The following is an 11,479-nucleotide window of genomic DNA, read 5'->3' as shown; positions in this document are numbered from 1 at the left end:
GTCGCATCATCATAGCGGATAGATACTTCGGATTCAGGGTGATAATAGTCAGTGCAGCGATAGCAAAATTCCGCGAATGCCGAAGTAACGTAAAAACCATGTGCAAAACCGGCAGGTACCCACAGTTGACGCTTATTTTCGGCTGACAGCAGCACACTGATGCTTTTTCCGAAAGTTGGAGATGATTTACGCATATCTACTGCTACATCAAATACTTCCCCGGTAATCACTCGTACTAGCTTGCCTTGAGTGTGTTGTAATTGGTAATGCAAACCACGCAGAATCCCTTGTTTGGATTTGCTGTGATTGTCTTGAACAAACTCTACGTTAGCGACATTTTTCTTAAACCAGACATCTCTGAAGGTTTCCATAAAAAAGCCACGCTCATCACCAAATACTTTCGGCTCAATTATTTTGACGTCAGGGAAACTGGTTTCGACTACTTTCATTCTTTTATTTAACTTTCTCGGTTAACAATTTAGAAAGATACTTACCATAACCGCTTTTAATTAGTGGCTTGGCTAATTTTTTCAGCTGTGTAGCGTCAATAAAACCTTTCCTGTAAGCGATTTCTTCTGGGCAGCATATTTTTAAGCCTTGTCGCTTTTCAATTGCTGCGATGAAGATAGAGGCATCTAATAAGCTATCAATGGTGCCTGTATCCAACCAAGCAGAACCTCGCCCCATTAATTCTACTCGCAAATTTCCTTGCTCTAAATACAGGTTGTTTAGGTCCGTTATTTCTAATTCGCCACGCTGTGAGGGTTTCACTTGTTTAGCAAGTTTTACCACCTGGTTGTCGTAAAAATATAACCCTGTTACCGCGTAATTTGACTTTGCTTTTTTGGGTTTTTCCTCAATCGAAAGTGCCTTCCAATCATCGTCGAATTCAACCACACCATAGCGCTCGGGATCTTGCACATGGTAGCCAAATACTGTTGCGCCTGACAAATGCTTATTAGCGTTAATCAAAGATAGTTGAAGGTCATGACCATAAAAAAGGTTGTCCCCTAAAACCAAGGCACAGTGGTCATCTCCAATAAATTCCTCACCAATTAAGAAGGCTTGAGCAAGCCCGTCTGGAGACGCTTGTTCGGCGTAACTAAAATTAACACCCCATGCTTCTCCCGTTCCTAGCAACGACTCAAATCGAGGTAGCTCTTTTGGAGTAGATATAATTAAAATATCTTTAATACCAGCTAACATTAAGGTAGAAACTGGATAGTAGATCATCGGTTTATCGTATACAGGCATAAGCTGCTTACTGATGACAGAAGTTAAAGGATATAGACGAGAACCAGATCCTCCAGCTAACACTATCCCTTTTCTATTCATATCTCACTCCGGTACTTTACTATCTCAGTTCTTTAACAGTCGCAGCAATAATTCTTCCAATCAGGAATAACATTAAAGCAATCGTTAAAAACAAAGTTAGGTTGTAAAAAACCTTGGGGTAACTTGATTCTTCGGGTAACGTTGGCGATTCAACTACCACTAAGTACTTTAATTGTCGGTAAGCTTCGATTCTAGACTTTTCCAGTGATACTTGTGAGGATGAGTAAGCGCTTAGTGCTAACTCTAGATCAATTTTCAAGTCACTAAAACGAGATAAAATTTCACTCACCGAAACACTGCTGTTTTCGCTTCCTTCACCAACTTTACCGCTTTTGGTTAACCGACTTCGCTGTTGAATTAATTCTTGATTTAAACTATTTAGCTGTGCTTTGGCTTGCAGCACGGCTGGTGCTTGTTCGCTCATAGCACTTAATAACGCATTCAACTCCGCTTGTTTGATTGCAATTTCACCTTCCAGTGAGTAGGTGATTCTTTGTAGCGCCATACCTTCAGCTTCAGGATCAAGTAAATCATGCTCGCGCTGAAAAGCTAACAACACGCGTTTCGCATCTTGGAGTCTTTTCTCAGACAATTGATGCTCTTTTTGGACAAACAATAATTGCTCTTTAGCTAAATTATGGCCGATTTCATTAATGTACCACTCCGCTCTTTGAACAATATGCGCAGCTAGTTGATTAACGAAATCCGGCTCGAAACCTTGTACAAAAATACTCAGTACACTCGACTTAGCATCAATCTCAATGCGAACATGTTTTGAAAAGTACTTATGTAAATCTTCTTTAGTCGCATCACTACTTAGACGACTATAAAAATCATATTTGTTACTTGAATAGTGTTCCTTCAAGGCTATTTTATGTTGCAAAAAATCAATCATATCTGAAGATAAGATATAGGCTTTCAACAATTCATTATCGTCCCCAAAGCTTGTACTTCCAAAACCAGACAATAAAGCTAAAGCAGGATCTAATGTAGCAGCACCATCAGGTTGCTTCAAAATAAGTTGTGTTCTACTTTCAAAGCGCTCGCTGGCCCAAAAAATCTGATAAAAAGCAAATAGTAAAAAAGGAATTACGACGAAAACAAAAAGAGGTTTAAGCAACATTTTGAAATCAGAGTTTTGAAGTTTATGTTTTCCTTTTAAAAGCGTATCTTCAATTTTGTTCAGCGCTTGGCTACTTCGGCTTTGCTCGACAGAGCTAAGAGACATAAGCTCTGGATGTTTTACCAACAAAATATTTTTCAATTCGCGCAAACGTTTACGGTTAGCTGAGCTGGGATCTAAGTTCTTTACTCGTTGCATTAGCCTATAGGCTAGCGGAACGTCCGTTTCAACCAACTCTTCTACTTTCACCAGTAACATTTTGAAATCTCGCCACTGTTCTGAAGTATATTCTTTTCTTAAATCTAAAAAACGCTGCTCTACATCATCTATGCTTTGTTCTGTCATACTTTATAATGCTCTGTAAGCTTCAATCCCGGTTTCGAGATCGTTAAAAAACGTCATTTCGCCTTTGTTAAGCACGATCGTGCTATCGCAAAACTGCCTAATTTCATCCATTTCATGGCTAACCATAATAACACTGGCATTTTCAGAGCGCTCTAATAGCGCTTCTTTTGCTTTTTTCCGAAACTTTGCATCTCCTACCGAAGTCACTTCGTCAATAAGATACACGTCAAAATCAATCGCTATCGAGCAGGCAAATGCCAGTCTGGGTTTCATACCACTGGAATAAGACCTTACCGGAAGATCATACTTATTACCTAGTTCTGCAAATTGTTGAACCCGCACTTCATAGGCATCTAAATCTTCTACACCATTAATTCTGCCAATAAATCGGGTATTTTCTCTTCCTGTCATCTGTGGATGTATTCCCGATGATAGCGCAACGGGCCAAGAGATATTCAAATCGGTTACAATATCGCCTTTATTTGGATGTTCGCTTCCAGCGATCAATTTAAACAAAGTGGATTTTCCGGCACCGTTACTTCCTAATATGCCAATGTTGTGATTGCTTGGAATATCAAACGAAAGGTTATCGAAAACATACTGATTCCCTAATTTCGAAGGGTAATATTTAGTAATATTTTGCAGACGAATCATCGACTAATAGCCTGTCGCCAACTGGAATAATATAGTGCTAATGAAATACTGGTGATAACTATTACCGATAGAGTAAAAAACAACAGGCTGACACCTTCATCTCCATAAGACCGATATGCGCCAAAACGAGTGAGTTCGATAGCATGCAAAATAGGATTCCAATCTAGAAATGGCCAATATTCACGCGGTATATCTTGCAGTGAAAAAAATGACCCAGAAATAAAGAATAATGGTCGCGTAATAAGTCCTAGTACCTTATTCATTTCAGGAACGTAAAGCGTCAACACTCCAAAAAACAACCCCAGCATCATGCTTAACCACCACAACATTATTATGCAATAAATAATCAAAAGTGGATTATCCATTACTATTTCGATATCCATGAAATAGAAGATCGCAAAAATACCTAACACAACTGCAATTTTAACTAACAACTCAAAAATACCACTAGCTAAAACTGCACTTATTGGTTGCACTTGTCTAAAAGCATACAATGACTTGTTTTTTTTAATAGCGGTGGCGCACGATGTTAATGTTTGTAGAAAGGTTTGAATGAAAATTAATCCGTACGCCATGAATACGAACGTTGGCATAGTATGGGTATCTTGGCCGCCTCCCAAAACACTTTTCATTGCCGAGAGTAAGAAAATAAACGCAATTGGATTAAGAAAAGCCCAACTCAACCCCAATTTATCACTAAAACCGGTTCTAATTTCACGCGCAAACAGAGCAAATATGACGTCGCGCCATATTTCCCATTTATTGCGTTTAATAACCGTAGTCATGTACGTTCTATGCCTTGCTAGTTGGTTGCGACATTGGCAGCTATAGCAATTTGATAGATAATTTGAGTAACATCTTTGATGGACTGCATCAGCTTGGTATCGACTTTTGGTAGCACCAGAATTTGGTCACCGGGTTCTAATGTGGCATTTTTGTTGTCGGTATACCAATGTTGTCCTGTACCAGATGCAACAAAGCTGGTTATACCGTTGGCATGGACCACCGCGATTCTGTCATCGTCTGCTCTTTCGCTGAACCCGCCAGCCCAAGCGATGTAGTCTGACACCGTCGCTTCAGGATTATAAACCACGGCTTGAGGCATAAGCACTTCACCTGAGATTTGAATCAGGTCAGTTTGCGCTGGGATGACTATTTCATCACCTTGTTCTAAACGAATATTAGCAACGTTACCATTTTCAGACACAATGACTTTGCCTAGTGGTTCAATTTGCCGAGCCCTTGCAACAAATTGTGAGACCAGTTGTGCTTCTTGTGCGCGAATAGAAGCCTCACCGCTTGACGATGCAGGGGCAGTGAAAATACTGCGCTCTAAGCGATTTAATGATTCGTTAATCAGCATTTTTTGCTGTTCAACAACACTTTCGCGTTTAATATAAATTGCGCCGTAATTAGCTTGCTCAGGATCGATTTCGATATAACTGAGTAAATCCAATAAACGGGTATCTTTTTCGACTGCGTAAAACGAAGGTCCTTCATAACTGCCAGAGATTTGCACACTGATTACTTGCGGACGTATATCGTCGTTGAACAAGACTGTGTCGCCATCAGCCATATTAAACTGATCAAATTCGTTTATGGGTAGATACACAGAAATAGGTCCACTTTCCCGGCTACCGGTAATGGCGACATGACTGGTTTTAGACAACGGTCTGGCGTAAGTCATAAGCGCGGTGCCAGAGCGTTTTGATTTTTCTAACTCAAAACGAAATGGGTATCGTGCTGCGCCTTCCACATTAACCATCGCCCCCTGTTCACCGACAAAAATCACATCTTCATCTTTAAACGAGAACGCGGGTAATTTACCCATTTTCAGAAAATCATAAAGGTCGTAATTTAATACTGTTTCGCCCTGCCGTATTACTGTGATATTGCGATAACTACCACGATGGGGATCGATACCTCCAGCCCTTTTTAAATAAAACAGCACAGAATCTGATGCTAACCCAGCATATTGGCCAGGACGCAAAACGGGGCCTGCGACGAAAACACTCACTGGCGTTGCCGTAAGTAAGTTTACATACACACTAACATTATTAGTGTAGATGGATTTTATACGTTGAGTTACGACACTATTCACTCGGTTTGCTGGCACGTCTTGAACTTTGATCGGACCAACATCAGGAACAAAAATATTGCCTTGATTGTCTACGGTAACAACATCAGAGCTATTCACTGTGCCCCACATCTGAATTGCTATTTTATCACCTGGTGCAACTAAATAAGACGAATTAAGACCATCACTGCGCTCAGTTTCAAAACCGCCAGTGAACAAGTTAGCGCCATACGGCGGAGGTAAACCTTCTTCACCTGCGGGTAATGGGCCGGCTTCGGAAGGTAAATTGATATTGCCGCCCCTGCCTGTGCTATTGCCACCAGATTGGATATATTGGGATAGGTCTACACGTTGACTTTGACTCGCCTGTTGCGCTTGGCGCAGTTGTTCTTGAGTGGGCGCTTGTTGTGCAAAAAGCATATGCGTGAACAGGAAGCACATTACAAAAATAACAACCTGGAAATAACGATGAGAAGACAACATTATTGCTCACCTCCAGTAACCGCTTCTGAATAACTCGCTAGCACCGGAACAATGGGATACCAATCTCCCTCAGTGGTTTTACAAAACACACGTTGACCATCAACAATAAATTGTACTTTGCGGCATGTTCTGCCACTTGCTGCGAAAAATGGTTTGCCAAGAATGGCCGGTTTACCATCTAATTGCACCGTATTGGCATGATAAGTTTGTGACAAAATAGTTTGTTGTTCAGCAGACACAGGTGCTGTCTGTATTGCATAATCATGGTCAACAAGTGCGCGACTTGCAACAGGTTGATCAATCGAAGTACATCCTTGAAGAAGGATGCCTAACAAGATGAGACTACTTAGTTTTTTCATATAAGGTAATTAGCTTTTGTTCACAACAGTTCATACTAACGCGTCACTCTGATTTTGCAAAGAATGCGTTTGCATAGTAACAGTAAAAGTTAGGGCAACCATCTGGTTGCCCTTTGCGTCATTCTAGCGAGCGATTTTTCGTTTTCCGCGAATAAATCGTAATATGGTCCAGATATTCTGAATAACAGCACTGTATACAATTAACGACACCATAAATGCCCAAAACATAATGTATTCAGGAACCGCATATAATTCACCTAAAATTCCGACTGCTGCGTAACACAACCCCATTGCAAGAATTGCAGCTAACGAACGACGGGAGGAAAGCCCTGCTCGCATAAAAATATTGTGCAGATGTTGACGGTCAGGCTTTAATACGGACTGTCCTTTTCTGGCGCGTCTATACATAATTGCCGCCATATCCATCAACGGTAAACCGATAATCCAAACGGCAGTCATAGGTTGCATTGCAGCTTCAGGCCCTTGCGTAAAGTCTACCATTAGCCACACAATAGTTAGGCCGACGAACATACTACCGCTGTCACCCATGAAAATTTTGTTACCTTTGAAGCCTTTCCAACTTAGATTAAAGGCCATGAAGGGTACGATTGCTGCTATTACCATCATAGGTGCCATAATGGCATTGCCATTATTTGAGACCAATAACAAGAACACCACGGCAAGCAGTACAATTAAACTCATACCACCCGCTAGACCATCGATACCATCAATCATGTTGAACGCGTTTATGACGCCCACAACACAAATTAACGTAAAGAAGTAGCCAAACAAGCCAAAAGAGGTTTCGCCACCACCAAAGATATTACCCAGTGAAGTAATATAATTTTGTGCGGCCCAAGCCATAATAGCGGCAACGCCGAATTGGCACACCAAACGCCCCTTTGCACTTAAATCAAACTTGTCGTCAAGCATGCCCAACAAGATAATAAAAAAGGAAGCAGTAAAAAATAATGAGCCGTTTTTAAACCACACATCAGTTAAGATGCTGGTGATTAAAACTGCACCAAAAATGGCCACTCCACCCGTTAGGGGGACCATCCCATTGTGTTGTTTTCTAGCAGATGGCTGATCAACTAATCCTAGCTGATGAGCAAAGGGAGTCATGACGATCAACAGTATCACAGCGACGAAAAACGCAGTGAAAAGTGGAACGAACTCCAAATAGGCAAACATATATTACACGATTCCTTGTTAATTCGTTAATGCCGAGAAAGCAATAATCGAGCCTTAGTGCAGTAGAGCATTGCAGTAAAACTTGTATCTATGTTCAGAATCAAGCTATACCCTCTTGATATTTAAAAGAAAATCGCATTTTCCTTCGTTTTCCCAATAAATAGGCAACGCTACTACTTCGAAAATTCGCGGGGATGATAACAAATATCACTTGAGGAAAACCAGTAAAATCGTGTTACTAATTGCAACCAGAGTGTTATTAGTTTGTATAATATACAGGAAAAACATTTACCCATCAAAAAACTGTAGCAAATTTGCTACTTTTGGTCAGAACGTTCAAAATTTACACTAAAGAAAACAGCTCAATTATCGTAACTTTAATTAATTTGTTCAAAAAATGATAAACGCACCAAACTAGTTGCACCTTAGCAGTGCGCATCAATGCTCTGTGCTGGACAAATAATCACGTCGCAATAAGCTAATCGCATTGATATAACAGATTCATTACGATTTTATGACCAACAAATTAATCACGAATAAAAAGTCATAAATGTATTTTTAATTACGTACAAATAACGCACAATAAAATCGTACATTCTTGTTTTCAAGCATCACCTCTAGTATAAACAACGGGTTTACAAGTTTTTATCTCATTCTTTGCGAATACGAATGAGAAAAACAAGCATAATTACAATAAAGCAGTTCACATTATTTTTTAGCGCAAGCGCACATGATGAACTCACCTAAAGGCAGCAATAATGAATTCAAAAATACCTGATTTTTTTGGTCACCCTGGTGGCTTACAAACACTATTTTATACCGAAATGTGGGAACGAATGAGCTACTACGGCATGCGTGCTTTGTTAGTGCTATTTATGACCGCGAGTATCCAAGAAGAAGGGATGGCGATTACCGTGGCATCCGCTACCGCAATTTATGGACTGTACACAGGTGCAGTTTATTTTATGGGATTACCTGGGGGTTGGATTGCTGACCGTTTGATCGGTAGCCAAAAAGCCGTGTGGTATGGCGGTATAATCATTATGTGTGGTCACATAGTATTAGCCATTCCAGCCTCATGGAGTTTTTTCATAGGGCTTATTCTTGTTGTTCTAGGCACCGGCTTACTCAAACCAAACGTGGGTATCTTAGTTGGCCAACTTTATTCACCCGAAGATCAAAGACGTGACGCTGGCTATACCATTTATTACATGGGTATCAATTTAGGCTCATTAATTGGTTACTTTGTATGTGGTTGGTTGCAAGTCAATGCTGGCTATCATTACGCATTTGGTGCAGCTGCTGTGGGTATGGCAATTGGTCTTATTCAATATCGCGCCACAATCGGTCGTTTAGGTGGTGTTGGTGCAGAGCCTTTACTTAAAATGACACCAGCTGGTGAGAAAAAAAGCTGGACTGTAATTGCAGTATTCTTAGTAGGAATTTCAGTTTTAACATTTGCCATGATGACGGGTTTGTTAACCATTGATCCGGTTACGCTTGCTCAATACGTCGCAATAGCAATTACCGTAGTCTTTCTTGCCTACTATGCGGGAATTTATGCATTTGGCAATTTATCCCATGATGAAAAGCGTACACTTGGTGCATTGTTTGTCGTTTGCTTGGCCTCGATATTTTTCTGGTCCGGTTTTGAACAAGCAGGTTCGTCATTAAATTTATTTGGTCGTGATTATACCGATCGCATGATAGGTTCATTTGAAATACCACCTGCATGGTTCCAATCCGCCAATTCGTTTTTCATTATTACTTTGTCCCCGTTTTTTGCCGCGTTATGGGTAAACTTGGGTAAACGTATGATCACACCTTCTTACGGAATCAAGTGTGCCATCGGCTTGGTTATCATGGCGACCGGATTTATAGTCATGTTTTTCGCGGCGCAAATTGCGGCAAGTGGATTAAAAGCGGCACCATATTTCTTAGTTGCTACTTACTTTTTGCACACGGTTGGTGAGCTTTGTTTAAGTCCAGTGGCACTTGCAGCAGTAAGTAAACTATCTCCGAAACGTTTCGCTGGCCAAATGATGGGTGTTTTCGTTTTAACTTATTCAATCGGAAACGTGACTGCCGGTTTGTTAGCAGGCGGACTTGATCCTGACAATTTGAGTGATATGCCTAATTTATTTTGGGGAATTGGTCAGATTACCGTTGCCGCGGCATTAGTGGTTGGGCTACTAACGCTTAAAACACGTAAATGGGAAAAACTTGCTGAGAAGAAAAACTTCAATCACGAAGAAGAACAACCAACCATTTTGTAGTCTCAAAACAATAATCCCTTTGAACTAACGAGATAAAATTACGCCCCGACACAAAAATTTTGTTGCGGGGCGTTTTTGTTCTAGATAGTTTTGTATAATAAGTTCATTCCAATCGGCAAATCCCAAGGTATTACTTTTGAAATTTTATTTTTCGACGCGACAAATTCCCCAGCTAAAAAATCTAAGCATAGAAGAGCGCTTCACAAGAATGCGCGCAGCCGAAAATAAGCTTACCGCGCCAGAAAAACTACTTCTTAACGTTATAAAATTACTGATTATGGTGCCGGTTTTTGTCTTTATATTAAGAACGTTTCAAGATTGGTCGGCATTGTTATGGGCGGGTTTGATAATCTTAGCCTACCCACTCATTTTGAAACCGTTTCAATACAGTTTATGTGCGAAATATTTAAAACAACCTGATGCCACTCAAACAGAGGATTAATATGTCAACTATACTCGTTACTGGCGGTGCCGGTTATATCGGCAGTCACACCGTATTACAATTATTGGAAAATGGCGACCAGGTCGTAGTGTTAGATAATTTATGTAATTCATCTTTTGAATCACTAAAGAGAGTTTCAGAGTTAACCGGTAAAGAAGTCACTTTTGTTGAGGGCGATATTCAAGATTCCAGCACTCTTGATGACTTATTTTCTCACCATAAGATCGATTCGGTAATCCATTTTGCAGGCTTAAAAGCGGTGGGTGAATCAGTCGAAAAGCCCCTGTTATACTATCGAAATAATGTTTATGGCACGTTAGTGCTGTGTGAAGCCATGGCCAAACATAACGTGAAAAACATTGTGTTTAGTTCATCCGCTACGGTTTACGGCGATCCCACGACGCTTCCTTTACATGAGAACTTGCCTACGGGGCAACCTACCAACCCATATGGTCAATCTAAGTTGATGGTGGAATTGGTATTACGTGACCTGTATCAGTCGGACAATAGTTGGAATATCGCTATTTTGCGTTATTTTAATCCAGCTGGTGCGCACCCGTCAGGTCGTATAGGCGAAGATCCTAATGGTATTCCTAATAACCTCATGCCTTTTATTACTCAAGTAGCTACCGGAAAACGCGAAGCTCTATCAGTGTTCGGGGACGATTACGACACACATGATGGCACTGGCGTTCGCGATTATATCCACGTTGAAGATTTAGCTAATGGTCATTTAAAAGCGTTAGAAAAACTGAGCGAAGGTGTAGGCTTAGTCACGTATAACCTCGGCACTGGGCAAGGTTATAGTGTGTTGGATATGGTGAGAGAATTTGAAAAACAAAGTGGTCAGGCAATACCCTACAATATTGTACCTAGACGAAGTGGTGATATAGCGGCCTGCTACGCCGATCCCAAATTAGCTAAAGAAGAATTGGATTGGACGGCCCAAAAAGGTCTCGCCGAAATGTGCCGTGACTCATGGCATTGGCAATCTAACAATCCCAACGGTTTCAAATAACCGCTGGTTCCCTGTAACCGGAGGGAAATATCAAAACATCCACCACCCTGTAGCCCCGGGATTTATCCCGGGGAAATATCAAAACATCCACCACCCTGTAGCCCCGGGATTTATCCCGGGGAAATATCAAAACATCCACCACCCTGTAGCCCCGGGATTTATCCCGGGAAAAC

At 40.9% G+C, this 11,479-nt stretch carries 12 protein-coding genes; 3 read left to right on the top strand and 9 right to left on the bottom strand.

Annotation, left to right across the window (positions count from 1 at the left end):
* From rfbC to wecA, 8 genes are all read right to left on the bottom strand, one after another.
* A partial coding sequence (gene rfbC / locus GLIP_RS03205) for a dTDP-4-dehydrorhamnose 3,5-epimerase (RefSeq protein ID WP_040521751.1) occupies positions 1-449 on the bottom strand: 449 nt, incomplete at its 3' end.
* A gap of 4 nt (positions 450-453) precedes the next feature.
* Positions 454-1,335 (bottom strand): glucose-1-phosphate thymidylyltransferase RfbA, encoded by an 882-nt coding sequence (rfbA, locus tag GLIP_RS03200; RefSeq protein ID WP_008843129.1) that lies wholly within the window; start codon positions 1,333-1,335, stop codon positions 454-456.
* 19 nt (positions 1,336-1,354) lie between these two features.
* Positions 1,355-2,803 (bottom strand): sugar ABC transporter permease, encoded by a 1,449-nt coding sequence (locus GLIP_RS03195; RefSeq protein WP_008843128.1) that lies wholly within the window; start codon positions 2,801-2,803, stop codon positions 1,355-1,357.
* Positions 2,804-2,806: 3 nt separating this feature from the next.
* Positions 2,807-3,457, bottom strand: a complete 651-nt coding sequence (locus GLIP_RS03190) for an ABC transporter ATP-binding protein (RefSeq protein WP_008843127.1) — start codon at positions 3,455-3,457, stop codon at positions 2,807-2,809.
* Positions 3,454-4,242: an ABC transporter permease gene (locus tag GLIP_RS03185; protein WP_008843126.1), complete on the bottom strand. Its 789-nt coding sequence runs from the start codon at positions 4,240-4,242 to the stop codon at positions 3,454-3,456. The genes GLIP_RS03190 and GLIP_RS03185 overlap by 4 nt, the downstream gene beginning before the upstream one ends.
* 17 nt (positions 4,243-4,259) lie before the next feature.
* Positions 4,260-6,017: a polysaccharide biosynthesis/export family protein gene (locus tag GLIP_RS03180; protein WP_008843125.1), complete on the bottom strand. Its 1,758-nt coding sequence runs from the start codon at positions 6,015-6,017 to the stop codon at positions 4,260-4,262.
* A complete protein-coding gene (locus GLIP_RS03175; RefSeq protein ID WP_008843124.1) occupies positions 6,017-6,376 on the bottom strand; it encodes a DVU3141 family protein in 360 nt (119 codons plus the stop codon). The genes GLIP_RS03180 and GLIP_RS03175 overlap by 1 nt, the downstream gene beginning before the upstream one ends.
* Positions 6,377-6,499: 123 nt before the next feature.
* Positions 6,500-7,570: a UDP-N-acetylglucosamine--undecaprenyl-phosphate N-acetylglucosaminephosphotransferase gene (wecA, locus tag GLIP_RS03170; RefSeq protein ID WP_008843123.1), complete on the bottom strand. Its 1,071-nt coding sequence runs from the start codon at positions 7,568-7,570 to the stop codon at positions 6,500-6,502.
* Positions 7,571-8,328: 758 nt separating this feature from the next.
* On the opposite strand from wecA, the gene GLIP_RS03165 reads away from it, so the two are divergent.
* The 3 genes from GLIP_RS03165 (at position 8,329) to galE (ending at position 11,306) form a co-directional block, all read left to right on the top strand.
* Entirely contained in the window at positions 8,329-9,846 is a 1,518-nt protein-coding gene (locus tag GLIP_RS03165; RefSeq protein ID WP_008843122.1) for a peptide MFS transporter, read from the top strand.
* A 136-nt stretch (positions 9,847-9,982) separates the two neighbouring features.
* Positions 9,983-10,288 (top strand): DUF6170 family protein, encoded by a 306-nt coding sequence (locus GLIP_RS03160; RefSeq protein WP_040521748.1) that lies wholly within the window; start codon positions 9,983-9,985, stop codon positions 10,286-10,288.
* Between the two features lies 1 nt (position 10,289).
* Complete coding sequence (gene galE / locus GLIP_RS03155; protein WP_008843120.1) at positions 10,290-11,306, top strand: UDP-glucose 4-epimerase GalE; 1,017 nt, start codon at positions 10,290-10,292, stop codon at positions 11,304-11,306.
* Here the strand turns inward: galE and GLIP_RS22210 are convergent.
* The coding region (locus GLIP_RS22210; protein ID WP_040521745.1) for a hypothetical protein at positions 11,299-11,479 on the bottom strand (181 nt) is incomplete at its 5' end. The two genes, galE and GLIP_RS22210, sit on opposite strands and share 8 nt — an antisense overlap.

Source organism: Aliiglaciecola lipolytica E3 (genome assembly GCF_000314975.1).
GTDB classification, from domain to species: Bacteria; Pseudomonadota; Gammaproteobacteria; order Enterobacterales; family Alteromonadaceae; genus Aliiglaciecola; species Aliiglaciecola lipolytica.
The sequence above is the reverse complement of the archived record's forward strand: the minus strand, read 5'-3'. Positions and strand labels throughout refer to the sequence as shown.

What these genes read in the sequence shown, in the direction of transcription:
- rfbA (WP_008843129.1), bottom strand. Translation starts at nt 1,335, where the DNA reads ATGAATAGAAAAGGGATAGTGTTAGCTGGAGGATCTGGTTCTCGTCTA.
- GLIP_RS03195 (WP_008843128.1), bottom strand. Translation starts at nt 2,803, where the DNA reads ATGACAGAACAAAGCATAGATGATGTAGAGCAGCGTTTTTTAGATTTA.
- GLIP_RS03190 (WP_008843127.1), bottom strand. Translation starts at nt 3,457, where the DNA reads ATGATTCGTCTGCAAAATATTACTAAATATTACCCTTCGAAATTAGGG.
- GLIP_RS03185 (WP_008843126.1), bottom strand. Translation starts at nt 4,242, where the DNA reads ATGACTACGGTTATTAAACGCAATAAATGGGAAATATGGCGCGACGTC.
- GLIP_RS03180 (WP_008843125.1), bottom strand. Translation starts at nt 6,017, where the DNA reads ATGTTGTCTTCTCATCGTTATTTCCAGGTTGTTATTTTTGTAATGTGC.
- GLIP_RS03175 (WP_008843124.1), bottom strand. Translation starts at nt 6,376, where the DNA reads ATGAAAAAACTAAGTAGTCTCATCTTGTTAGGCATCCTTCTTCAAGGA.
- wecA (WP_008843123.1), bottom strand. Translation starts at nt 7,570, where the DNA reads ATGTTTGCCTATTTGGAGTTCGTTCCACTTTTCACTGCGTTTTTCGTC.
- GLIP_RS03165 (WP_008843122.1), top strand. Translation starts at nt 8,329, where the DNA reads ATGAATTCAAAAATACCTGATTTTTTTGGTCACCCTGGTGGCTTACAA.
- galE (WP_008843120.1), top strand. Translation starts at nt 10,290, where the DNA reads ATGTCAACTATACTCGTTACTGGCGGTGCCGGTTATATCGGCAGTCAC.